At 71.2% G+C, this 23,673-nt stretch carries 15 protein-coding genes; 5 read left to right on the forward strand and 10 right to left on the reverse strand.

Translation table 11 applies throughout. The features are described from left to right. Positions 1-138: 138 nt before the first annotated feature. Positions 139-597 (forward strand): thioesterase family protein, encoded by a 459-nt coding sequence (locus D7V77_RS25930; protein WP_120578994.1) that lies wholly within the window; start codon positions 139-141, stop codon positions 595-597. Between the two features lie 138 nt (positions 598-735). Here the strand turns inward: D7V77_RS25930 and pfkB are convergent, their stop codons facing one another. Beyond that, entirely contained in the window at positions 736-1,692 is a 957-nt protein-coding gene (gene pfkB / locus D7V77_RS25935; RefSeq protein WP_120578981.1) for a 1-phosphofructokinase, read from the reverse strand. Next, positions 1,689-4,184, reverse strand: a complete 2,496-nt coding sequence (gene ptsP, locus D7V77_RS25940) for a phosphoenolpyruvate--protein phosphotransferase (RefSeq protein WP_120578982.1) — start codon at positions 4,182-4,184, stop codon at positions 1,689-1,691. Before ptsP ends, pfkB begins: the two co-directional genes overlap by 4 nt. A gap of 227 nt (positions 4,185-4,411) precedes the next feature. Here ptsP and D7V77_RS25945 point away from each other — a divergent pair, with 227 nt between their 5' ends. Next, the gene (locus tag D7V77_RS25945) at positions 4,412-5,182 is read left to right on the forward strand and encodes a bifunctional 2-polyprenyl-6-hydroxyphenol methylase/3-demethylubiquinol 3-O-methyltransferase UbiG (RefSeq protein WP_120578983.1); all 771 of its coding nucleotides are present in this window, start codon (positions 4,412-4,414) and stop codon (positions 5,180-5,182) included. Here the strand turns inward: D7V77_RS25945 and D7V77_RS25950 are convergent. From D7V77_RS25950 to D7V77_RS25960, 3 genes are read right to left on the reverse strand one after another with little or no spacing between them, the layout of a single operon-like run. Next, a complete protein-coding gene (locus tag D7V77_RS25950; RefSeq protein ID WP_120578984.1) occupies positions 5,163-5,381 on the reverse strand; it encodes a hypothetical protein in 219 nt (72 codons plus the stop codon). The genes D7V77_RS25945 and D7V77_RS25950 overlap by 20 nt on opposite strands. Before the next feature lie 58 nt (positions 5,382-5,439). After that, entirely contained in the window at positions 5,440-6,573 is a 1,134-nt protein-coding gene (locus tag D7V77_RS25955) for a hypothetical protein (protein WP_120578985.1), read from the reverse strand. 5 nt (positions 6,574-6,578) lie between these two features. Then, positions 6,579-7,649 carry a hypothetical protein gene (locus D7V77_RS25960; protein ID WP_199733889.1) on the reverse strand — a complete coding sequence of 357 codons (1,071 nt, stop codon included), beginning with the start codon at positions 7,647-7,649 and terminating at the stop codon, positions 6,579-6,581. Positions 7,650-7,868: 219 nt separating this feature from the next. Between D7V77_RS25960 and D7V77_RS25965 the strand changes: the two genes are divergently transcribed. Next, entirely contained in the window at positions 7,869-8,243 is a 375-nt protein-coding gene (locus tag D7V77_RS25965) for a DUF962 domain-containing protein (RefSeq protein WP_120578987.1), read from the forward strand. 21 nt (positions 8,244-8,264) lie between these two features. On the opposite strand, the gene D7V77_RS25970 is transcribed toward D7V77_RS25965, so the two are convergent. Next, the gene (locus D7V77_RS25970; protein ID WP_120578988.1) at positions 8,265-9,128 is read right to left on the reverse strand and encodes a pirin family protein; all 864 of its coding nucleotides are present in this window, start codon (positions 9,126-9,128) and stop codon (positions 8,265-8,267) included. A gap of 20 nt (positions 9,129-9,148) precedes the next feature. Beyond that, positions 9,149-10,237 carry an alkene reductase gene (locus D7V77_RS25975; protein WP_120578989.1) on the reverse strand — a complete coding sequence of 363 codons (1,089 nt, stop codon included), beginning with the start codon at positions 10,235-10,237 and terminating at the stop codon, positions 9,149-9,151. A gap of 55 nt (positions 10,238-10,292) precedes the next feature. Here D7V77_RS25975 and D7V77_RS25980 point away from each other — a divergent pair, with 55 nt between their 5' ends. Continuing rightward, complete coding sequence (locus tag D7V77_RS25980) at positions 10,293-11,258, forward strand: AraC family transcriptional regulator (RefSeq protein ID WP_233597232.1); 966 nt, start codon at positions 10,293-10,295, stop codon at positions 11,256-11,258. A gap of 35 nt (positions 11,259-11,293) precedes the next feature. Here D7V77_RS25980 and D7V77_RS25985 read toward each other — a convergent pair whose 3' ends face one another. Continuing rightward, positions 11,294-12,991, reverse strand: coding sequence for a Gfo/Idh/MocA family protein (locus tag D7V77_RS25985; RefSeq protein ID WP_120578991.1), 1,698 nt, complete (start codon positions 12,989-12,991; stop codon positions 11,294-11,296). Positions 12,992-13,130: 139 nt separating this feature from the next. On the opposite strand from D7V77_RS25985, the gene D7V77_RS25990 reads away from it, so the two are divergent. Beyond that, entirely contained in the window at positions 13,131-13,655 is a 525-nt protein-coding gene (locus D7V77_RS25990) for a hypothetical protein (protein WP_120578992.1), read from the forward strand. 6 nt (positions 13,656-13,661) lie between these two features. Here D7V77_RS25990 and D7V77_RS25995 read toward each other — a convergent pair whose 3' ends face one another. Both D7V77_RS25995 and D7V77_RS26000 read right to left on the reverse strand, forming a co-directional pair. Then, complete coding sequence (locus D7V77_RS25995) at positions 13,662-22,424, reverse strand: non-ribosomal peptide synthetase (protein ID WP_120578993.1); 8,763 nt, start codon at positions 22,422-22,424, stop codon at positions 13,662-13,664. A 74-nt stretch (positions 22,425-22,498) separates the two neighbouring features. Next, a complete protein-coding gene (locus D7V77_RS26000; RefSeq protein WP_169827547.1) occupies positions 22,499-23,623 on the reverse strand; it encodes an amidinotransferase in 1,125 nt (374 codons plus the stop codon). Positions 23,624-23,673 lie beyond the last annotated feature (50 nt).

Here is a 23,673-nt window from a genome sequence, read left to right on the forward strand (position 1 = left end):
GGACGGGGCGGCGGGCGGCGCCAGCGTGGACCGGAGAGCCATGGACCCCTGGCTTAGCATGCCTGTACGGGACTCCTGGAGGGCAGGCAGGCGTGGTTTCCGTTCCCTGGCGGGATGGTCCCTGCGACCCTGGGGGCCATGTCGAGCGCCGCCCTGAAGGACTTCCCCGTCGTCGTGCCCTTCCCCGTGCACTGGAGCGAGATGGACGCGTACGGGCACGTCAACAACGCCCGCACGTTCACCTGGTTCGAGTCCGCGCGCATCGCGTACATGGCTCGCGTTGGATTGGTGGGGCCGTCCGCCGCGGGCGCGGACACGACGACCGCGGACGGGGTGGGGCCCATCCTGGCGAACACGCACGCGGACTACCTCAAGCCGGTGGTGTTCCCGGTGAACCTGGTGGCGGGCGCGCGCGTCACGCGCGTGGGCAATTCCTCCATCACCTTCGAGCACGTGGTGGCGGGCGCGGACGACGGGGTGCTCTACACGCGCGGCGGTTCCATCGTCGTGACGCTGCGCTACGCCACGCATGAGAAGGTCCCGGTTCCTCCCGGGGTGCGGGCGGCCATCGAGAAGCTGGAGGGACGGTTGGACTGAGCGTGCGGAGGGGCGGTCGTCGGGCCCGTCCCCGAGTCCAACAGCGTGATCTTCCGCGCGCACGGCGGCGCGGTGGACGTGGTGTCCACCGAAGAAGCGGGCACCACCTTCCGGGTGCACCTGCCGCGCGGCTGTTGATCAGCCCGTGCCCAGCGGGTGCATCCGCACCGCGCAGAGCAGCTCCGCCACGCGCTCGGGTGCGGGTGGCACCGGGCCCACCTTCGCGAGCTTCCCCGCCGCGAAGGCCGTGCTCCTCCGGGCGCAGGTCTCCAGGTCGTAGCCGTCCAGCCTCGCTGCCAGCACTCCCGCGAGCAGCGCGTCGCCCGCGCCCACGGTGCTCGCCACCTCCACGGGCGGCGGCAGGGCCCGCCACGCGCCGTCGTCCGACACGAACAGGGCGCCGTCCGCTCCCAGCGACACCACCACCAACCCGATGCCTGTCGCGTGCAGCTCGCGTGCGGCTCGAGCGATTTCGCCAGCGTTCCTCAGGGGGCGTTCGACCAGTTCTTCCAGTTCGCGCGCGTTCGGCTTCACGAAGTCCGGCTTCGCGGCCACCGCGTGGCGCAGCGGTGCTCCGCTCGTGTCCACCGCCACCACCGCGCCCTTCGCTCGCAGGCGCTCCGTCAGCGTGGCGTAGATGGACGCGGGCACTCCCGCGGGCACGCTGCCGGACAGCACGAAGCAGCCGTTGTCCTCCGCGAGCGCATCCAGCGTCTCCAGCAGCGCGGCCAATGCCTCCTCCGGCACGCGCAGGCCCGGCAGGTTGAGGTCCGTCACCGCGCCGCTCGTGCGGTCCACGACCTTGATGTTCACGCGGCTGGAGCCCGGCAGCCGGAGGCAGCGGTCCTGGATGCCTCGCTCGCGGAACAGCGTCTCGAACAACGGCACCGAGTCCTCGCCCAGGAAGCCCGTGGCCGTCACCGGTCTCGTGCCTCCCGCGAGGAACGCCGCCACGTTGATGCCCTTGCCTCCCGGCGTGCGCGTCTCCGCCACCACGCGGTTCACCGCGCCCGCCGCGAACCCCGGACACTCCAGCGTCTGGTCGATGGCCGCGTTCAACGTGACCGTCACCACGCCCGGCTTCGTCGGCCTCATGCCTTCGCTCCCTTCCGGGCCAGCAGGCCGCGCACCAGAGCCCGTACCTCGGCGGCGTTGCCGCACTCCAGCGCGGCCCGGGCCACGTCTTCCGCGTCCGCCATGGAGATGCCCCTCAGCAGCGCCTTCACCGCCGGGATGCTGGGAATGGCCACGCTCAACTCCGTGACGCCCAGGCCGGACAGCACCACCGCGCCGGACGGGTCTCCCGCGATGCCGCCGCACGCGCCCACCCAGATGCCCGTCTTCCTCGCCGCCTTCACCGTGAGGTCCACCATGCGCAACACCGCCGGGTGCAGGCCGTCCGCCTGGGACGCGAGCACCGGGTGCTGCCGGTCCATGGCCAGCAGGTATTGCGTCAGGTCGTTGGTCCCGATGGAGAAGAACGACACGTCCCGCGCCAGCTGCTCCGCCATCATCACCGCCGAAGGAACTTCAATCATGATGCCCGTCTCCACCGGATCCGCGCCCACTTCCTGGCGCACGGACTCGGTGATGGCGCGCGCCTTCGCCAGCTCCTCGGGCATCGCCACCATGGGATACATGATGCGGACCGGGCCCTCCATCGACGCGCGCAGGATGGCGCGCAGCTGTGTGCGGAACAGGTCCTCCCGTTCGAAGCACAGCCGGATGCCGCGCACGCCCAGGAACGGGTTCGCCTCCGCCGGCAGCGACAGGTATGGCACGTGCTTGTCCCCGCCGATGTCCAGCGTGCGCAGGATGAGCGGCAGGCCGTTCAGCGCGCGCACCATCGTGAGATACGCGTGGAGCTGCTCCTCCTCTCCGGGCGGTTCGTCACGGTCGAGGAAGAGGAACTCCGTGCGCATCAGGCCCACGCCCTCGCCGCCCGCGTCCACGGCCTTGATGGCCTCCGTGGCCTCGCTGATGTTCGCGGCCACCTCCACGCGCCGGCCGTCGAGCGTGATGGCGGGCTGGTAGCGCTCCAGGTGCTCCTGCTCGCGCCGTAGGCGGATCCGCTCGCGCTGGTGCACGGCCTTGGCCCGGTCCCGCTCCGAAGGCCGCACGACGAGCACGCCCGCGTCGCCGTCCAGGATGCAGTGCTGCCCGTTGCGCAGGTCCAGCACGGACGGCCCCACCGCCACCACCGCTGGCAGGTCCAGCGAGCGCGCGATGATGGCCGTGTGCGACGTGGTGCCTCCGCCCGCCGTGCACAGGCCCAGCACCATGGCGGGGTCCAGCTTCGCCGTGTCCGACGGCGCCAGGTCCTCCGCCAGCAGCACCACCGGATGATCCGGGAAGGTGGGCTCGCCCTCCAGCACCCGGGCCAGGGGCCGCAGCACGCGCCGGCCCACGTCCCGCAGGTCGGCGGCCCGCGAGGCCAGCACCGGTTCGTCCATCACGGCCAGCGCCTCCGCGCGGCTCTCGAAGACGCGGAGCCAGGACGCGCCCGCGCTCAGGCCGGTGTCGATGAGGCCGTGCGACTCCCTCAACATCTCCGGATCGTCGAGCAGCTCCAGGTGCGCCTTGAAGATGGCGGCCCGCTGCGCTCCGGCCTTCTGGAGAAAACCTTCGTGCAGCTGGCGTAGCTCCGCCGCCGCTCCGGCCAGGGCCGTCTCCAGCAGCTGGTGTTCCCGCGCGGCGTCCACGGCCCGCTCCTCCACCTCCAGCCGTTCGCGTTGGAAGGCCCACACGGGCCCGGCCGCGATGCCCGGCGACGCGGACAGGCCCGCGACCAGGGTCCCCTCGTAGTCGAGCACGGCGGCGGGCATGGGCTCCAGTGCCAGCGCGCGAGCAGCGGGAGGCTCCTCTCCCAGGCCGACTTCGAAGGCCTCCTGCAATGCGAGGAGCACCGCCGCCGCGTCGTCCCCCGCCGCGGTGAGCGTCAGCGTGGAGCCGCCCCGGGCGCCCAGGCGCAGCAGCGACAGGAGGCTGCGGGCGTTCGCCTGCCGCCCCTCGTGGTGGATGGTGACGTCCGCGCGGAAGCGGCGCACCACCTCCACCACCGTGGTGGCGGGGCGCGCGTGCAGGCCGTGCGGGGAAGGGGACAGGACCTGGAGCGAGAGGCCTTCGAACGCGGAAGCGCCTTGCTGCTCCCGCGGGGCGCCGGAGCCCTGGAGCGCCTGGATGATGACGGCCGCGTCCAGGGTGGAGGCCAGGGCCACGGCCCGGGCCTCGTCGTCCAGCACGCCGGTGAGGTTGGCGAGCACCTGGAGGTGTTCGTCGGACCTCGCGGCGATGCCGACCACGAGGTGCGCATGGCCGTCCTCGCTCCAGACGACCCCGGCGGGGAACTGCACCACGACGACGCCCGTTTGGAGCACGAGGTGGCGCGCCTCCGGCAGGCCGTGCGGAATGGCGATGCCGTGGCCGAGGAACGTGCCGGACACCTGTTCGCGCTTGAGCATGCTGTCGACGTAGCCGGGCGAGATGAAGCCCGACTCCACCATCACCTGTCCGACCAGGCGGATGGCCTCCGCCTTGTTCGTGGCGGACCATCCCAGGCGGACCTGTGACGGCGTCAACGACATCATCGGTGCTCCTTGCCTCGGGTGCGCGCGAGCTTCACGCGGGGAATGACGGTGCATCCTGCCCGGTGTCCGCCCCCGCCCGCGCGGGCCTCCCGAGCCCCGTCTTCCGGGTAACAACCCCCGGAGGAGAAGACCTCCCGGCCCCAACCTGGCTCCGACATGACGGACAGGCGACGTCCGGCGTCCGTGCGCGTGACGGCCCGCATGGGGGTGTTAAGGAGGAAGCCGTCATGTCTGACAGCGTCCTGGACTTCTACGAAGGGCTGGCCGAGGAGTACCACCTGCTCTTCGCGGACTGGGAGCAGTCGGTGGACCGGCAGGGCGCGGTGCTGGACGCGCTCCTGCGCCGCTCGGGGGCGCCGCCGCCGCGCCGGGTGCTGGACTGCGCGTGCGGCATCGGCACGCAGGCGCTGGGGCTGGCGGCGCGGGGCTATTCCGTGCACGCCACGGACCTGAGTCCCTCCGCGGTGGCGCGCGCGGAGCGGGAAGCCCGCGCCATGCACGTGAGCATCACCACCGGCGTGGCGGACATGCGGATGCTGGACTGGCAGGTGCCGGGCACCTTCCACGTGGTGATGTCGTGCGACAACGCGATGGCGCACCTGTTGGAGGACTCGGACCTGGACGACGCCGCGACCGCGATGGCGTCACGCCTGGTGCCTGGAGGTCTGCTGGTGGCGAGTCTGCGCGACCACTCGGCGCTGCTGGAGAAGCGGCCGCGCTTCACGGCGGAGCGCGTGCTGGACACGCCGCTGGGCCGCCGCGTGCTCTTCCAGGTCTGGGATTGGGCGGTGGATGAAAGGCAGTACACGGTGCGCCAGTTCATCCTGCGCCAGGAGTCCGGCATCTGGCACACCACCGAGCACACCGGCGTCTACCGCCTGCTGCAACCCGTGGAGCTGGAGCAGGCGCTCACCCGGGCGGGGCTGGTGGATCCGCGCTGGTACACGCCGGAGGAGACGGGCTTCAACCAGCCGCTCATCACCGCGCGGAAGCCCTGATCATCGCGGGGAGGAGCGGCGCCCCGTGACGGCGCACGGTGTCCGCGACCTTCCACCACACGCGGGCCTTGTGTGCCCCGGCTTGCAGCGTCTCCATCAGGTGCAGGGACGGCATCAGCGCGAGCAGGAGGTGCAGGGCCAACAGCCAGCCCAGCCCTTCCCGGACGAACGACGGGACTTCGGAACCTGGTCTGGCCACGGCAGCCCTCCTGACGACAGTTGTAGTCAGGAGCGATACGTCATGGCTACAGTTGTAGTCAAGGGGCCATGTCGCGGGGCAGGGCCCAGATGTCTTCAGCGGGCCGGTAGGCGCGGGCGTCCTTTCCGGCGGTGCCGTGGGCCTTGGTGTCGAGCAGGCCCGCGTGCCAGAGGTTCTGTTTGAGTTTGAAGACGGTGGACGGGTTGATGTCCGGCCCCCGCAGCCCGGGCTTCAGCGTTCCGGAGGGGTCCGCGAGGAAGAGGGCTGTCGCCAGCGCCGGGTCGTCATGGCCCGCCGCCACGGCCAGCTCCGGCAGCGTGAGGCTTCCGCCGTGGTCCGTGAGGGTCCGGTGGATGAGGCGCACCGCGGGCTGCCGGATGAGGACGAAGCGCGCCACGGCGGCGAAGGCCGCGTGCACGTCCAGCAGGCGCTTGCGCTTGTCGTAGCGGGTGTCGGGGTCGAACTGGAGCGCGGACAGGAGGTCCGCCACGGTGCTGCCTTCGAGCGTGGGCTTCCAGTCCAGGTCCAGCAGCCCGAGCGTGTTGGCGCCCGTGGCCGCGTGGCGCCGGGAGCTGTCGCTCCCCAGGTCCTTCCAGTGCGCGGCGAGCGACTTCAGCAGCGCTCCGGAAGGAGCACCCCGGTCCGCGAGGAACGCGGCCGCGAGGTAGTTGAGGGGATGGTTGAGCTGGAGGCTGCGCGCGGCGGGGACGCCTTCGAGCAGCGACGAGGCCTGGCTGACGGCGCGAGGCAGTGGGGTGGGGTCCGCGGGAGGAATGACCTCCACCCAGTGCTTCGCGTCCCGGGCGAGGATGCCGACCCCGATGCTCCGCGCCTGCGCCAGGGTGGGGGCGCGGAGGTCAGCGGCGGAGGCCGGCAGCGCGAGGTACGCGTGATGGACGCCCGCGCGGTAGCTGTGCGCCTGGCCCAGGCCCTGGACCCAATCCCTTTCAGAGGCCTTCACCTCGATGCCCGTGACGAGGACGCCCTCGGGCCGCGCCACGCTGCACAGGATGTCCGGCCGGGTGCCCTCCAGCGTGAGCCGCGTCATGGGCTCCAGGTCCCGGGCGAACGGACTGCGGACATACGAGGGATGCGCATCCACCAGCAGGTGCAGGACGCGCGACCTGCGCAGCCCATGCTTGAGCAGGTGGTGCTTCAGCTCTCGGACGACCCTGGCTTCGGCGTGGGGCATGAGGCTCAGGCGCGCTTCGCGTCCGCGGGCGCGTTGGGGTGGCGCGCGAGCATCATGCGCAGCTGGGGCTGACGGCGGACCAGCTCCTGCTTGAGCAGGTGCGCGATGAGCGCGGGCGGCGCGGCGCTCCAGCGCGCGATGTTCTGCACCAGCATGGGCGAGCGGTACGTGCGTCCGCACAAGAGCGACGTCGTCTTGCCGTCCACCGGCATTCCCACGAGCGCGCCCAGGGCCCGGCCTTCCGTGTTGAGGATGAGCTCCACCTTCTCCTCGGACGGGCCGGTGGAGAAGCGCTGGCGCAGGAGCTCGCGCGCGGTGCGGCGGGTCTGCTCCGGTACGTCCCGGTCCACCGTGAGCTTGTGGTGCTCCATCAGGCGGCGCATCGCCCACAGGCGGCGGAAGAGGGCGGCCGGCAGCTGTGGGTTGCGCACGAGGAAGCGGCGCACGCCTGTGTCCGCGGCGAAGGCGGCTCGGGCCACCAGCGCCTCCAGGCCCACGGGGTTGCGGTGGTGCCTCGCGATGAGCCGTGCGTGCGCGAGGCCCACTCGCGAGTTCTCCAGCACGGCCTTGATGACGGCGGGCACCGGGTCGAAGCACAGCGCGGACAGCTCCGGGTCCTCCGCCCCATGCGCGAGCGCCACCCGCTGGTCTTCCGGCAGCGCGTGCAGCCGCGTCTCGAAGAGCTTGCGGTAGTCGCCCTGCACCGTCTCCGGCACGTCGTCCGTGGCACCGGCGTCATCGTCGTCGGCGCCGTCCGAGGACCCCGCTTCCGGCAGCGGCTCCGTGTCGCTCGCGTCGAGCGACGGCGCGGGATGATCCGTGAACGGGGCCGGAGCTTCCGGCGGTCGCACCGTGTTCACGGGACTCGCGACCTCCGTGCCCGGCAGCAGCGCTCCCTGGGACACCAGCCTCGCGAGGATGTCCCGCAGCTTGTCTGGCGGGAACCCTGTCAGGGCGGGCAGGTCCTTCTCGCGCGTGTGGCCATCCAGCCGCGACAGCACGAAGCCCTCCTCCGCGTTCAGCGGGAGCCGCCGCAGGTCCACCGTCGGGTTCAGCTTGGGCGTCCAGTCACTCATGCGCGCCCCCGAGTCTTTCACGACACGTGCGGTTCGCGCCTCCCTCCGTCGGGGCCGTCCTCACCGGATTGTTCCCGGTCCGTCCGAAAACGACGGGCCGCGTCGGGGACCGCCTGGCTGCTCTCCTGCCCTCGGCCCCGTCCGGGTTGCGTCGGTGCAGGCACGAAGGTGGCCCGCATGGGTTGACGAGAGGCGGGCAGCTGGACACAACTTCACTTCATGTCCGACCGCATCCAGACCTATGCCGAGTTCTGGCCGTTCTACCTGCGCGAGCATTCGCATGCGTCGACACGCTGGCTGCACCTCGCCGGCACCAGCCTGGGCGTGGGCCTGGGTATCACCGCCGCCGTCACCGGACGCGGCGCGCTGATTCCCGCCGCCCTGGTGTGCGCCTACGGCTTCGCGTGGGCCAGCCACTTCAAGATCGAGCACAACCGCCCCGCGACCTTCAAGTACCCGCTCTGGTCGTTCATCTCCGACTTCCGCATGGCCGGGCTGATGCTGATGGGCCAGCTGGGCCCGCACCTGGAGCGCGCGAACTCTGGCGTGACGGCCGCCGCCACCCTGGCGCCGGCCCCCGTCGAAAGCCGCTGACGTTCGCGAAGCCTCGGTCCACTACCTCTGCGGTGGAGGACCGAAGCGGCCCGCGCGGTACCCCGCGAAGGACCTCATGATGTCCTCCTGGGTGTCCCCGATGAACGGCCCGTGGCTCACCAGCGGCTCGTGCTGCGGTTGACCGGCGTACAGCAGCACTCGCGCCCGCGTCGTCCCGGTGACGTGGACCGTGCTGTCTCCGCTCGACACCGGCCGGTCCAGCCAGCCCACCTGCCCGGGCTTCAGCGACTGGCGGTCCGGCCCCACCGCGACCTCTCCCGCCAGCACGTAGAAGAAGCCGTTGTACGAAGCGGGCAGGTCCTGCGCGATGGACGCACCCGGCTCCAACTGGAGCTCCGCCAGCGTGACGGGCACATAGTTCTTCGTCGCTGACCGCACCGTCCCCGACGTGCCGCTGTACAGCCGCACCTCCACGCCCGGCTCGCGCCGCACCGGAAGCTCCGCGTACGGCAGGTCCTGGTAGCCCGCGGGCACCCAGCGCTGCGCCTTGGGCAGGGTGAGCCAGAGCTGGAGGATGCGCGCCTGGCCCAGGTCTCCCTCCAGGCCCTCGCCGTGGATGACGCCGCTACCAGCCGTCATCCACTGCACGTCGCCTTCGCCCAGGCTGCCGCTGTCGTGGGTCATCCCGCCCTTCACCACGAGGGTCACCGTCTCGAAGCCCGCGTGCGGATGCGGCCCGCCAATGGGCTTGCCGTCGATGCGGTCATCCATCAACAGGATGAACGGATCCGACCGCGCGTAGTCCTCCGGTGAGATGACCGGCACCACCGTGTGCGCGGGCCCGAACTGCCCCTGTGTGGGCTCGGGCAGGTCGATGATCCGCGCCAGCCTTCGCTCCAGGACATCCATTCGCTGCGTGCTCATGACGGTTCCCTCCTTTCGGTTCAGCTCAGCGCCGGGTAGCTCGTGAAGCCCTGCTCCTCGCCCTGGAAGAAGGTCGACGCGTCCGGCGTGTTGAGCGGGGCGGACCGGCGGAAGCGCTCCGGCAGGTCCGGGTTCGCGAGGAACGGCACGCCGTACGCCACGAGGTCCGCCTCGCCGCGCTCGATGACCGCTTCACCGGCCTGCGCGTCGTAGCCCCCGTTGGCGATGATGACGCCCGGGAAGGCCTTGCGGATCGCCGGAGTGATGCGCTGCTCGGGCGCCGGAGCGGCGGGGCCCGTGACGAGCTCGGTCACGTGCAGGTAGCCCAGGCCCAGCTTGCCCAACTCGCGGGCCAGATACGTGAAGGTCTCCGTGGGCGTGGAGTCGTGCATGCCCGTGTACGGGAAGTTCTGCGGGAAGAGCCGGTAGCCCACGCGGTCCGCGCCGAACACCTCCGCCACCGCCCGCGCCGCCTCCAGCGGGAGGCGCGCCCGGTTCTCGATGCTGCCGCCGTACGCGTCCGTGCGCTGGTTGGAGCCGTCCCGCAGGAACTGGTCCAACAGGTAGCCGTTGCTGCCGTGCAGCTCCGCGCCGTCGAAGCCGGCCTCCTTCGCGTTGCGAGCGGCCTGGCGGAACTGCTCGACGACGCCGGGAATCTCATGCGTCTCCAGGGCCCGGGGCGTCACCGCGCGCTTCTTGCCCTGGAACGTGAAGACCTCCTGCTCAACCGGAATCGCGGAGGGCGCCACCGGCAATTCGCCCCCGTGGAAGTCCGGGTGCGAGACGCGCCCCACGTGCCACAGCTGCGCGAAGATGAGCCCGCCCGCCGCGTGGACCGCGTCCGTCACCTTCTTCCAGCCCGCCACCTGCTCTGGCGAGTGGATGCCCGGCGTGCGGATGTACCCGACGCCCTGGGGGCTGACCTGGGTGCCCTCGGTGACGATGAGGCCCGCGGACGCCCGCTGCTCGTAATAGGTCACCGCCAGCGGGTTGGGGACGTTGCCGTCCACCAGCGCCCGGCTGCGGGTCATGGGGGCCATCACCAGCCGGTTCTTCAGTTCGAGCCGGCCCAGGCGGAGAGGGGAGAGGAGCTTGAGTGTATTTGCCATGGCCGTTGAATGCTCCAGGCGCTATGGACGTGCCATGGCATCCAGTCCAAATAAATTGACCGATCGTCCAGACTCGCTGGAGGCTCAGGGGGCGGATGTCCTGGCGGACGTCCTGGACACCCTGCGCCTGTCCACCCGGATGCACGGCCGCTTCGAGCTGTTCGCCCCGTGGGGGCTCCAGTTCGGGACGTCCCCGGGTGCGCACATCATCCTTGTCGCGCGCGGCGGGGCCCGTTTGGAGGTGGAGGGTGTTCCGGGGGCCCTGGTGCTGTGCGCGGGAGACCTGGCGGTGCTGCCGCATGGCGGAGGGCACACGCTGCGCGACGCGGAAGGCAGCCCCGTTCATGTCCTGGCGCATGGGGCCTGCGCGAACGCCCGAGGAAAGGGTTCCATCCGGTTGGGGGGCGACGGCGAGCGGACGACGCTGGTCGCGGCGTCGTTCCAGCTGGGCGTCGCGCCGCGCACGCTCCTCTTCAAGGAGCTTCCCCGCGTCATCCACCTGGCCGCGGACGACGCGGCGACGGCGCCGTCACTGGCGTCCACGGTGCAGTTGCTGCTGACGGAGAGCGCGTCGTCGCACCCGGGCGCCACCGTCATCATGAGCCGGCTCGCGGACATCCTGCTGGTGCAGGCTCTGCGGGCGCACATCATGAAGTCGGAGGTGTCGTGCCGGGAGAGCGGGCTGCGGGCGTTGGCGGATCCGCAGATTGGCAAGGCGCTCGCGCTCATCCACGAGCGCCCCGAGGAGCCCTGGACGGTGGAGAGCCTCGCGTCCGCCGTAGCCCTGTCGCGGTCCGGGTTCGCCGCGCGCTTCAGCGAGCTCGTGGGGGAACCGCCGCTGGAGTACCTGGTGGGATGGCGGATGATCAAGGCCGCCCAGCTCCTGCGCGAAAGCGAGCTGCCTTTGAGCGAGGTCGCTCCCGCCATCGGCTACCAGAGCGAGGCGTCCTTCAACCGGGCCTTCAAGCGTTGGGACGGGACCGCTCCCGGCGCGTATCGGCGCAGCCACCGCCGGGCGTGAGTAGGGAGTGAGCGGTCCGTTGGAGGCGCGATGCCTCAACCTGACCGACAGTCGAACGGGTCTTCCAAGGCCGCATCGGCCACGCTCTTCTCAGTGCATTCCCCTCGGAACTCGCAGGTGGAGCATCCCGGAGCGGCTGGAGGCGGTGGTTGCCCGCTGTTCGGCTTCACGAGGCGGTCCTCGGGTGCCGTGTCCTGCTCCGCGGTCGACACGAGGTCGTCGAATCGATGCTCCTCCACGCAGTGGTGTGTCTGCGACGCGTTCTGCCCAGGGGCTGACGTAGGAGCGCCGGGGTCACGCTCTTCCGTGCAGGGGTGTGTCTTTGGCGCAGAGTCCTGCGTGGCTGATGTCACGGGGGGAACGTGGGCTTCAGGTGAAGCCTTCTCCTGGGAAGCAGGGGCAAAGGCATTCAGTACGCGCTCATCGCGCACCTTCAGCAGCGCTGGCAGCTCATGCTGAAGTGCCTGCACGTCGCGCTCGTTCAGAATCGCCATCACGCGGAAGGCATCCAGCTTCTTCGCGGCCTCCAGCTTCACCACCTTGCCCTCCTGCGCGGAGCGGTAGAGCGCTTCGATGATGCGCACGTCCGCGAGGCCCTCCTCGCCCGGCGTGTGCGGGACGGTGTTCTCCTGCACGCAGCGAGAGAAGTGGTCCATCTCCCGGGCGAACTGGCTCGGCTGGCTGAAGCTTCGCTCCACCGTGTCATCTGCCTTGGGGAACGTCTTGGACTTCATTCCCACGCGCAGGCGCAGTCCGCTGTAGGCGAAGCCAGGGTCCATGGACGCCCAGCCGTCCGTGCCCATCAGCCGCAGGTCCTTGGTCTCGTGCGCGCCGTAGTGGCTGGTGCAGTGCGCCTGGAAGCCGGAGGGGAAGCGCAGGTGGAAGGCAAAGGACTCCTCCACCTCCTTGAAGCGCGGGGCGTTGGGCGTGCTTTGGCTGAAGCCCTGCACCTCCGTGGGCTCCTCGCCGCTGAAGTAGCGCGCGGCGGAGAGGCAATAGATGCCCACGTCCGGCAGCGCGCCGCCGCCCGCCAGTGCCTTCTTGTGACGCCACTGGTTGGGTTCGCCCTGGTTCTGTCCGTTGTTCGCGGTGAAGAGCTTGAGCGTGCCCAGTTCCTTGTTGCGCGCCATCTGGATGACCGCGCGGTGGTGCGGCTCGTACTGGAGGCGGTAGGCGATGCCCAGCTTGCGGTCCGCCTTCTTGCACGCGTCGATCATCTGCTGGCACTCGGCCGAGGTGCTGGCCATGGGCTTCTCGCAGAACACGTGCTTGCCCGCCTGCGCCGCGCGCACGGTGAACTCCGCGTGCATGCTGTTGGGCAGGACGATGTAGACGGCCTGCACCTCTGGGTTGTCCTTGAGCTGATCAAACGACTTGTAGTCGTAGAGGCCTTTGTCCGGCACGCCGTACTGCTTCGCGATGGCCTGCGCCTTCGCTCGGTCGCCGCTCACCAGCGCCACCACTCTGCCGCGCTTCATCTGTCCGAAGGCGGGGAGGATTTCCTCGAGCGACAGGTGGCCCAGGCCCACCACGGCCCAGCCCACGCGCTCGGATTCAGGCTGTGGGTTGGGTGGACCGGGACGCTCGCGCTCCGTCTTGGCGAAGGTGTCCGGCAGCTTCACCTGCGGCGCGGCGGCGAGCACCGGGGGCATCCACGCGCTCGCGGTGAGGAGTCCCCCCGTGGCCTCCAGCATGCGCCTGCGGGTCCACAGCCGGGATGCGTCGTCCATCATGCGCGGGCCTCCTGGGGCCTGGTGTCGGTGCGTGATGCGGCCGGAATCCAAGCGTCGGATGGGACGAGAGGGGTGGGCTTCGCTCGGCCGACGTGGGGGGCTGTTGGAAACAGAATCGAGGCGGCGTGTGCTGCCTCACATGACGACCTCTCCTGAACAGCGCGGTGATGCCGCGTCCTTCGCTTCCTATTTCGCCCACCGCGCCGTCGCCGAGCGCGGCTTCGTGTGGGGCGCCCCCGACGGAGCCCAGGCCCTGGCGGACGCCGCGGACGTGGTGGTGCACCGGTGGGACGCACGCGGGCTGAAGCTGGCGTGCATGGTGGACCGCGCGCGCGACCCGGAGCGGCGCTTCGCCCTGACGCGCGAAGAGGTGACGGCGCTGGCTTCGCGCTGCCTGGATGCTGGCGCGGCGCGCTCCCCAGCGCGGCACGCGTCCATCGAGGTGTTCGAGCTGGGCAGTCCGCCCACGCCCGAGGACCGGGCGCGGCTGGGACCGCTGCGCAGGGCCTCGGGCGCGGAGGGCATCGACATCACGCCGTGGATCCTCGACCCGTCCACTGGGGCGCTCTGGTCCGGTGCTCCGCTGGGCGGCTTCTTCGTCGGACGGCGCTTCTTCCAGGAGGTGATGCGCGGCCATGCCGCCGCGCACCGGCCTCCCGCGTAGCACGCGTCAGGCGGAGGCGGGCCGGCTCCGGTCGTGGCTGGAGAAGCGCCACGTGCTGGGGAAGCCCAGCTCCGCGAGGAGCGCCTGGCACTTCGACAGCCGCGCCTCCACGTCGGACGTGCGCGGGTCGAAGAGCAGCCCCGCCACCGTTCCGCTGTGCGCCACCTGGAGTCCCACCGCGCCGGAGGCCTCCATCACCTCCAGCAGCAGCTCGAAGTGGGGCTTGGGCAGGAAGCGCTGGTTGATGCGCGCGCTGGCCGTGGCCACCTCGCCCAACAGCCGGTAGTCCCCTGTCGCGAGCGCCCGCTCCAGCGATGCGCGCAGGCGCTGGAACTCCTCGATCTCCTCGCTGTCGTAGCGAGCGGGCGCGTGGGCCAGGGTGTCGACGCCCTTGCCGCCGGGGTCCAGGTTGATGCTCACCACCCGCAGGTCGAGCACCTCGCCGCTGAAGCGGTGGAGCACCACGCCCTCGCGATGACCGAAGATCAGCGCGCTGTTGCCGAAGATGGTGGAGTCCGACGCCGTCTCCGCCTTCACCGCCAGCCGCGCGGTGTCCTCCGGCGTCAGCGGCCGGCCCAGCGCCGCGGACACAGCGCGGATGGTGGCCACCACGTCGCTCGTGGAGGAGCCCAGCCCCCAGCCCACGGGGATGTTGCTGTGCACCACCAGGTGCGCGCCGCGCGGCTCCACGCCCGCCCATTCCAGGGTGAGCGCCGCGGCCCGGGCCGCCTTGGTCTTCCACGCGGGCTCCACGGTGAGCCCCGCGCCGGACGTGAGCTGGAAGCGCGCGTCCGAGCGAAGCATGCCGCAGGGCAGCGACAGCAGCCCCCGGTGCAGGCGCCCGTCCGCGTCGCGGAACACGCCCTGGAGCAGCTCCCCGTGGTGGCCCACGGCGTCGCCCCGGCCCTCGGGGGAGAGCGCAGGGGCCGCTTCCACCACGGGCACGGCCGTGATGGAGGCTTCGTGAGACAGGGCCAGCGCTGTGTCTGGCGTGGGGGCCCGGGTGGCCAGGGCCTCGCCGACGAGCTTCTCCAGGCGGTGGATGGTGCGGTGCTTGAGCAGTTGCCGCAGGCCCAGCGTCACGCCGAACTGATCGGTCATGCGCGCCAGCAGCTGGAGGGCGCGCATGGAGTGCCCTCCCAACTCGAAGAAGTCCGCGTGGATGCCCACGTTGGGCAGGCCCAGCACGTCCTTCCAGAGCTCCGCCAGCCGCTCCTGGAGCGGCGTCTGGGGCGCGACCGGCGGCGCGGCGGGCCCTTCGTCACCAAAGGCCGGGGGCAGGGCGCGCTCATCCACCTTGCCGCTGAGATTGCGGCGCAGGCGCGAGACGAACTGGTAGCGCTCCGGCAGCATGTAGTCCGGCAGCGTCTTCGCGAGGAAGTCCTGGAGCCGTGCGCTGTCCAGGAGTCGCCAGGCGGAGGGCTCGCCTTCCGCGTGCGGGTGCTCCATCCACACGCTCGGGTCGTGGTACTCGGCGAAGCCCCGCTCCACGTCCACCGCCACCGGCTGCATGGTGCCCGGGAGCGCGTACTCGCCGGACGCGGTGAGCCGCTGGCCGCTCCAATGTTCCCACGAAGCCAGGTCCGCGCGGATGTACTGCGAGCGCGACTCCACGTGGAGCATCCGGCCGCCCACGCGCTCGTGGATGCGCAGCCATGGGTCCTGGAGTTGTCCGTCCTCGCGGCGCGCGTGGCACCACTGTTCGAAGGACAGGTCGGGACGCGACGCCTTGCCGGTGGGCCGCACCGGGACGACCACCCGCCCCAGCCCGTGCGCGCGCGCCAGGGCCTTGAAGCCCCGCAGGATGAGCGTGGCGAGCCCCCGGCCCAGGGCGTCCTCGGCCACCACGCCGGTGAGGATCATCAGCGTGTCGGCGGGCACGCCGCGCGCCGCGTCCTCGAAGCCCTGCCGCAGCCCCGCGTCCCAGCCCGCGGGCAGGCCCTCGCGCGTGCCGTCCCAACGGATGGGCAGCGCGTTGCCGGCGGCCACCACCGCGTCGTCCTCGTCGACGAGCGCGAACTGGTGCGCGGCGAACTCCTCCGCGAGCCGCGGCCAGAACTCGCGCAGGACGGTGTCCCCCGCGAAGAAGTCCGGCCACGCGCCCACGTGCAGGTCGTCCATGGCCCGCTTCAGCTCCGGGCGCTGGGCGAGCGTGAACATCCGGTAGCGCAGGCCCTCCCCCTGGAGCGTGCTCGCGGCCTCGTGCAGCTCCACGGTGGCCACCAGGCCATCGCCGCCGCCGGGCTTCTTCGCGTGCCGCACGATGCAGCCCGCCACCGCCGGGTGCGCGGCGAGCCGGGATTCAATCTCCTCCAACTCCACGCGGTTGCCGCGGACCTTCACCTGCTTGTCCACGCGGCCGATGAACTCGACGTCGCCCGCCTCGGTGTACCGGCCCAGGTCCCCGGTGCGGTACATCCGCGTGCCCGGCTCCTGGTGGAAGGGGTCCGGCAGGAAGGCACGGGCGGTGCGCGCCGGGTCGCCCAGGTAGCCGCGCGCGAGTCCCGGCGTACTCACGTACAGCTCGCCGGTGACGCCGAAGGGCACGGGGCGCAGCGCTTCATCCAACAGGTAGAGGCGCGTGTTGGCGATGGGCCGGCCCAGCGGGACGATGTCGCCCTCCACCGGCCGTGCGCAGTCGAAGCGGCTGGCATCCACGGTGACCTCCGTGGGGCCGTAGTGGTTCGCCAGGCGGGCGGGGAACGTCGCGAGGAACGCGTCGCGCAGCTCGCGCGGCAGGTACGCGCCTCCGGAGAGGACCCGCCGCAGCGACGGCAGCTCCGGGATGCGTCCGGCACGCCGCGCGTCCACCAGCTCCCCCAGCATCAGGGGCACGCACTGGAACAGGGTGATGGATTCGCGGCGCACGACCTCCGCCAGGTGCTGGGGCGAGCGGGCCGCGGCGTGCGGCGGAATCACCACGCGCGCGCCCACGGTCAGCGGCCAGTAGAGGTCCAGCACGAACGGGTCGAACGTGAACGAGGTGAGCAGCAGCACCGCGTCGCTCGCGTCCAGCGCGTAGTCCCGCTGGGTGGAGGCGACGACGTTGGCGATGCCCCGGTGCTCGATTTCGATGCCCTTCGGTACGCCCGTGGTGCCCGACGTGAACAGCACGTAGGCCAGGGCCCGGCCCCCCGGTGAGCCCGCCGGGGTGGTGGAGGGCCGGGACGCCACGCCAGCGCGCTCCGCGTCCATGGAGAGCACCGTCAGCCCCGGGCGCTGGAGGCTCTGGGCCAGCGGCCCCGCGGTGATGAGCAGCCGGGCTCCGGCGGCGTCCAGCACCTGGGCCTGGCGCTCCTCGGGATGCTCCGGGCTGACGGGCACGTACGCGGCGCCCGCCTTGAGCACGGCCAGCAGCGCGAGCACCAGCTCCGGTGACGGCTCCAGGCGCACGCCGACCCGGTCCTCCGGGCCCACGCCGTGCGCCAGCAGGTGGTGGGCCCAGCGGTTGGCCTCGCGGTCCAGCTGCCGGTACGTGAGGTGTCCGCCTTCCCACGAGAGCGCCACCGCGTCCGGCGTGCGCTCCACCTGCGCTTCCACCAGGCGGTGCACGCCGGTGTCCGCGTCGAAGGGCAGGGCCGTGTCGTTGAACGCGTGCAGCAGCCGCTGCTCCGACGTCGTGGACAGCATCCGGTAGTCCGCGAGCGCGCGGGTGGGGTCCGCCACCAGCTGTTCGACGAGCGAGAGGTACTGCTCCAGCATCCGCTCCGCGGTCGCGGCCTTGAACAGGTCGGTGTTGTAGTTGAGCCGGACGATGACGCCGCTGGCGACGTGGTCCACGATGTACGTGAGGTCGAACTTGGACGTCTCGCTCTCGGCGACCTCGATGCCGCGCAGGAACTCCAGCTGGAGCCCGTCGAAGCGGACCTCGTCGGCGAGCCGCAGCTTGTTGTTCTGCAACCCGTACATCACGGAGAAGAGGCGGTTGCGGGACAGGTCCGTGTCCGGGTTCAGCTCCTGGATGGCCAGCACGCTGGGGTAGACGTGGTGGTCATACGCCTCCGCCGCCGTCTGGCGCGTGTCCTCCAACAGGTGCTGGAAGGTCATGCCCGGCCGCACGGTGCAGCGCATGGGCAGCGCGGTGGCGAAGAGCCCCAGGAGCGGCGCCACGCGTTCGTCGTCGCGGTTGGCGATGGGCGTGCCCACCACGAAGTCCCGCTGTCCACTCAGCCGGTGCAGCTGCGCGTGCAGCGCGGAGAGGAAGACGATGTTGAGCGTGGTGTGGTGCCGGCGGGCGAAGGCGTCAATGGAGGCGCTCCGCTCCTTCGGGATGACACGGTGGACCTCCGCGCCGTTGAACGTCTGGAAGGCGGGGCGCGGGAAGTCGAGCGGCAACTCCAGGGGCGGCGGGAGCGTGGCGAACTTCTGGAGCCAGTAGCGGCGCTGGGGCTCCAGGCCGCCAGAGGCCACGGCGTCGTGGATCCACGCGGCGTAGTCCACGTAGCCCAGCCGCAGCTCCGGCAGGCGTGGGGCGCGCGCCGCGCGGAAGGCGTTGTAGAGCTCGCTCAGCTCCCGCGCCAGGTTCATGGTGGAGGTCTCGTCCCAGATGATGTGGTGGACGAGGAAGAGGACGAGGAAGCGGCCGCCGGAGAAGTGCGCGAGCTTCACGTGGAACATCGGGCCGTTCTCGAAGTCGAGCGACATGCCGCTGTGCCGCCGCGCCAGCCGCTGCACCTCCGCGTGGAAGTCCGCGTCCGGGACGTCGCGCCGGTCCAGGTACAGCGACTCGCGGGTGACGGCCACGTGCGGGCGGACGCGCTGCACGGGCTGGCCGTCCACGTAGCCGAAGTGCAGCCGGAAGATGTCGTGGCGGTCCACCAGCGTCTGCCAGGCGCGGGTGAAGGCGTCCAGGTCCAGGTCGCCGGTGAGCACCAGGTCGCCGATGCACACGTTGTAGAACGGGCTGTCTGGCTCCAGCTCGTGCATGTACCACTCGGGGAACTGGTACGTGGCCAGCGGGTAGTGCGCCCGGGGCTCCAGCCTGCGCAGGGGCGGCAGCGCCACCGCCGGCGCGGCACCGTCCGCGGGGACGCTCTGCAAGGCCTCGATGCGCTGCGCGATGCGCGCCACCGTCTGGCCCTCGAAGAGGTCGCGCACGGACAGCTCCACACCGGTGAGGGCGCGCAGCTTCGCGTTGGACTGGATGGCCACCAGCGAGTGCCCGCCGAGCGCGAAGAAGTTGTCCTCCGCGCCGACGCGGGGCAGGCCCAGCAGGTCCGCCCAGACGTCCGCGACCCGCTGCTCCAGCGGCGTGCGGGGCGCCACGTAGGCGGTGAGCGACCCCAGGTCACCCTCTCCCGGCGCGGGGAGCGCGTTGCGGTCCACCTTGCCGTTGGGCAGGAGCGGCAGCGCGTCCATCAGCACGAAGGCGGACGGCACCATGTAGTCCGCCAGCCGGCTGGACAGGTACTCCGCGAGCGCGGCCGGGGTGACGGCCTCCGCCTCCTTGAGGACGGCGTAGGCCACCAGCCGCTTCGCGTGGCCCTTGTCCCCTCGCGCGATGACGACCGAGTCCCTCAGGTCCGGGTGCTGGGCGAGCGCGGATTCCACTTCGCCAATCTCGATGCGGAAGCCGCGGACCTTCACCTGGTGGTCGATGCGGCCCAGCACCTCGATGCTGCCGTCCTCCAGGAAGCGCACCAGGTCTCCGGTGCGGTACAGCCGCTGGCCGGGCTCCGTGGCGAACGGATCCGGCACGAACGAGCGGGCCGTCTTGAGGGGGTCCCCCAGGTAGCCGCGCCCCACGCCGACGCCGCCGATGTACATCTCCCCCGCGACGCCGATGGGCACCGGCTGCAGGAAGGTGTCCAGGATGTACGCCTGGAGGTTGGGCAGCGTGCCGTTGATGGGCAGGCTGGCCCAGTGCATGGAGGGCGCGGACCGCATGGGGTAGTGCGCGCTGTCGTCGGAGACCTCCGTGGCGCCGTAGGCGTTCACCATGGGCACGCCCGGCCAGAGCTTGAACCAGCGCGCGCACAGCTCCGGCAGGAGCGGCTCACCGTTCACGATGAACCAGCGCATGGCGGAGGGGTCGTAGCGGCTGGGGTTGGCCTCCATCTCCTCCAGCATGATGCGCATGTGCGTGGGCACCGTCTCCAGGACGGTGACCCGTTCGTCCCGCATCTTCGCCAGCAGCTGGACGGGCTCCCACGCGGACTCGTCCTTGAAGATGGCCGTGCGCGCGCCCACGAGCAGCGCGCAGACGAACTGCCACACCGACACGTCGAAGCTGGGCGTGGCGATTTCGGCCACCACGTCCCGGGCGGTGATGCCCAGCGTGTCCTGCTTCGCACGCAGGTGGTTGAGCATGCCGACGTGTTCAATCATCACGCCCTTGGGCATGCCGGTGGAGCCCGACGTGAAGATGACGTACGCGAGCGCCTCCGGCGGCACGTGCACGTCCGGGCGCGTCCAGGGCGCGTCCTGTTCCAGCAGCTCCGTCACCCGCGCCACGGGGCGGCCGGAGGCGATGTCCCGGGCGTCCGCGAGGTGGCGCTCCTCCGTGAGGAGCATCACGCACTGGCTCTGCTCCACGACGGAGCGCAGCCGGTGCCGGGGCAGGGCCGGGTCGATGGGCACGTACGCCCCGCCCGCCTTCCACACGGCGAGCATGGCGATGAGGAACTCCAGCTCCCGGTCCAGGAAGAGCGCGACGATGCGGTCCGTGGACACGCCCGCGGCTAGCAGGTGGTGCGCCAGCCGGTTGGCCCGCGCGTCCAGCTCCCGGTATGTGAGGGAGCGGCCTTCACACACGGCGGCGAGCGCGTCCGGCGTGCGGTCCACCTGGGCCTCGAAGACCTCGTGGAAGCACTCGTCGCGCCGCCAGGGCACGTCCGTGCGGTTCCAGTCCAGCAGCTGGCGCTGGTGTTCCGCGGGGGGGAGCAGCGGCAGCCGGGAGAGGCGCTGGCGCGGGTCTCGCGTGGCGCCCTCCAGCAGCGTCTGGTAGTGGCCCGCGAGCCGCTGGACGGTGGCCGCGTCGAAGAGGTCGGTGTTGTATTCGAACCAGGCGACCAGGCCGTCCTTGTCCTCGGTGAGGCTCAGGGTCAGGTCGAACTGCGCGGAGCCGGTCTCCACGTCCACCGGCGTCAGCGTCAGGCCGTCCAGCTCCAAGCGGGGCGGGGGCATGTTCTGCAGCGCGAACATGACCTGGAAGAGGGGCGGGCGGCTCAGGTCGCGCGGCAGTTGCAGCGCCTCCACCAGCTTCTCGAAGGGGACATCCTGGTGGGCGTAGGCGCCCAGCGTCGTCTGGCGCACGCGGCCCAGCAGCTCCACGAAGCGCGGGTCGCCGGAGAGGTCCGTGCGCAGGGCCAGCGTGTTGACGAAGAAGCCGATGAGCCCTTCGGTCTCCACGTGGCCGCGGTTGGCGATGGCGCTGCCGATGACGACGTCCTCCGTGCGCGCGTAGCGGCCCAGGAGCACGTTGAAGCCCGCCAGCAGCGTCATGAAGAGGGTCACGTCCTGGCGGCGCGACAGCTGTTGGAGCGCGTCCGTCAGCGCCCTGCCCAGCTTCCAGGCGTGGCGCGCGCCCCGGTAGCGCTGTGCGGCCGGGCGGGGCCGGTCCGTGGGCAGCTCCAGCGAGGGCGGCGCTCCGGTCAGCTGCTGCTTCCAGTACGCCAGCTGCGCGTCCAGCCGCTCGCCGCGCATCCACTGGCGCTGCCACACGGAGAAGTCCCCGTACTGCACGGCCAGGGGCGCGAGCGCCGCGGACTGCCCGGAGGTGAAGGCGCCGTAGAAGGCGGCCAGCTCGCGCACGAAGACGCTGATGGACCAGCCGTCGGAGATGATGTGGTGCATCGTGACGAGCAGCACGTGCTCCATGCCGCCCAGGTCCAGCAGGCGCGCGCGCAGGAGCGGACCCGTGGCCAGGTCGAAGGGCCTGCGCGCCTCCTCCTCCACGCGCTGGCGCACGGCGTCCTCGCTGGCGCCGGACAGGGCCTCCACGTGCACCGGCACCTCCACCGTGGGGTGCACCCGCTGCACGGGCTGTCCGTCCACCAGCGCGAAGGTGGTGCGCAGCGTTTCGTGGCGCTGCACGAGCGCCTGGAGGCTCTTCGCCATGGCCTGGACGTCCAGCGGCCCCAACAGCCGCACCGCGCCCGCGACGTTGTAGGCGGTGAGGCCGGGCTCCAACTGGTCGAGGAACCACAGCCGCTGCTGGGCGAAGGACAGCGGCAGGGCCGCGTCCCGCGGCGCGGGGACCAGCGGCGGCAGGGCGTCCCCCGAAGCCTCGGCGCGCGCGCTGTCCACGCGGGTGGCGAGCCCCGCCACCGTGGCCGACTCGAAGAGGATGCGCAGCGGCAGCTCGGTGCCCAGCGCGGAGTTGAGGCGGGACATCACCTGGGTGGCCAGGAGCGAGTGGCCGCCCAGCTCGAAGAAGTTGTCGTGCCGTCCCACGCGGGGCACGCGCAGCAGGCTCGCCCAGGTGCCGGCGATGAGCTCCTCCGTCGCGCCCTGGGGCGGCAGGAAGGCCTGCGCCGCCTGGGGGCGCAGGGGCGCGGGCAGCGCGCGCAGGTCCACCTTGCCGTTGAGGGTGAGGGGCAGCGACTCCAGCAGCATCCACGCCTGGGGGATGAGCGACTCCGGCAGCCGCTCCTTGAGGAAGCCGCGCAGCTCCTCGACGGTGGGCGCCGTCTGGCCCTGGCGCGGGACGACGTAGGCCACCAGCTCCCGGGAGGACGCGGCGGGGGCGTCCTCCCGCGCCAGGTTTCGGGCCGGCGGTTCACGCTGTTCGGAAGGGGATTCGGAGAGCCGGCGGTGCGTGGACGACATGTTGGAGCGGTCCTCGGGAGGATGGTCGGCGGAAAGGGGGATGCAGCGCGCATGCGCGCAGGCGCAGCCTTGGCTCAGAAGTAGGACTGGAGGACGCCACGGCGGCGCACGTCGAGCGTGGCGCAGTGGAACGAGCCTCCCAGCCGGTAGAAGTTCGTGAAGTTGCAGGTGATGGGCTTGAAGCCCCAGTCCTTGAACGCGCGGATCAGCGTGTGCTCGTTCTTGTCCACGACGAGGCGCTGCTCATCGAGCATGAGGATGTTCATGCTCAGCCACTTGCCGCTGAAGTAGAGGATGAGGTCGTCCGAGGCGCAGGGCGGCGGCGCGCGGAGGATGTCCCACGACTTGAACATCCGCGGCAGCTCGTCCACGCGCTCCGGGTTCACCAGCAGCTTGCCGGGCGCCAGCGGCATGAACGTCGTGTCGATGTGCATGGGCTTGGTGTCCCGGCACTTCAGCTCGTGGATGCGGTACTCGCTGCCCAGGTGCCGCCGCAGCCACTCCACGCCGAACGCGTTCGTCACGTGGCTGCGGATGTAGAAGAGGTCCCGGCCGCAGCGCACGAAGTCCGCCGCGTCGAAGAGCGGCTCGAACTCCGTGAGGGCGTAGCGCATGGGCTCGTCGTCACCCGGCACCTCCCAGGTGTCGTCGAACGACTCGTCCGTCAGCTGCGGCTTGGGCGCGGAGGTCCACCGCGCGCCCGCCTGGAAGTACTCTTTCAATAGCTTCCGGTAGGGATGTACTTCGAAATAGCGGGAGCGCCACGGCATGGGCGTCTCGATGAGCTGGTCGCCCACGACGAGCAGCAGGTCCCGGGGCATGGCCGTGTAGAGGCCGCCCGGCGACTGCCAGTCCGGCGTGGAGAAGGGCTTCGTGTGGGAGACGCGCTCGGGGCGGCGGACGCGGATGCCCTCGGCCTCCAGGATGTGGGCGAACTCGTCCAGGTCGCGGTTGGCCGCGTCCACCATGTCCTGGGGGAAGGGCTTGCCGCCGTGCTCCTGGAAGAAGCCCCAGTGCTTGCGGGGCATGGTCGACTTGAGGGTCACGTGCCACGAGGGCACCGTGGCGCCGTCCGCGACGCCGACGATGACCTCCTCGAGCGGATCCCATTCGGTGTGCGAGGAGACCACCGGAAGCGACTGGGACTGCGGGACCAGCGACGGGTGCTGCGAGGCCAATTGGAGGTTGGTGCGTTGCATGGCGTGTCTTCTCCGCGGGGGGTGAGGGTCAGGGCAGGGGATGCGGGGAC

Source organism: Corallococcus sp. CA041A (genome assembly GCF_003612075.1).
Classification (GTDB): domain Bacteria; phylum Myxococcota; class Myxococcia; order Myxococcales; family Myxococcaceae; genus Corallococcus; species Corallococcus exiguus.

Coding starts and splice junctions, on each gene's coding strand:
- D7V77_RS25955 (WP_120578985.1), bottom strand. CDS start 6,573: ATGCCCCACGCCGAAGCCAGGGTCGTCCGAGAGCTGAAGCACCACCTG.
- D7V77_RS25970 (WP_120578988.1), bottom strand. CDS start 9,128: ATGAGCACGCAGCGAATGGATGTCCTGGAGCGAAGGCTGGCGCGGATC.
- D7V77_RS26000 (WP_169827547.1), bottom strand. CDS start 23,623: ATGCAACGCACCAACCTCCAATTGGCCTCGCAGCACCCGTCGCTGGTC.
- D7V77_RS25995 (WP_120578993.1), bottom strand. CDS start 22,424: ATGTCGTCCACGCACCGCCGGCTCTCCGAATCCCCTTCCGAACAGCGT.
- D7V77_RS25990 (WP_120578992.1), top strand. CDS start 13,131: ATGACGACCTCTCCTGAACAGCGCGGTGATGCCGCGTCCTTCGCTTCC.
- D7V77_RS25960 (WP_199733889.1), bottom strand. CDS start 7,649: ATGAGTGACTGGACGCCCAAGCTGAACCCGACGGTGGACCTGCGGCGG.
- D7V77_RS25975 (WP_120578989.1), bottom strand. CDS start 10,237: ATGGCAAATACACTCAAGCTCCTCTCCCCTCTCCGCCTGGGCCGGCTC.
- ptsP (WP_120578982.1), bottom strand. CDS start 4,184: ATGATGTCGTTGACGCCGTCACAGGTCCGCCTGGGATGGTCCGCCACG.
- pfkB (WP_120578981.1), bottom strand. CDS start 1,692: ATGAGGCCGACGAAGCCGGGCGTGGTGACGGTCACGTTGAACGCGGCC.
- D7V77_RS25985 (WP_120578991.1), bottom strand. CDS start 12,991: ATGATGGACGACGCATCCCGGCTGTGGACCCGCAGGCGCATGCTGGAG.
- D7V77_RS25965 (WP_120578987.1), top strand. CDS start 7,869: ATGTCCGACCGCATCCAGACCTATGCCGAGTTCTGGCCGTTCTACCTG.
- D7V77_RS25930 (WP_120578994.1), top strand. CDS start 139: ATGTCGAGCGCCGCCCTGAAGGACTTCCCCGTCGTCGTGCCCTTCCCC.
- D7V77_RS25945 (WP_120578983.1), top strand. CDS start 4,412: ATGTCTGACAGCGTCCTGGACTTCTACGAAGGGCTGGCCGAGGAGTAC.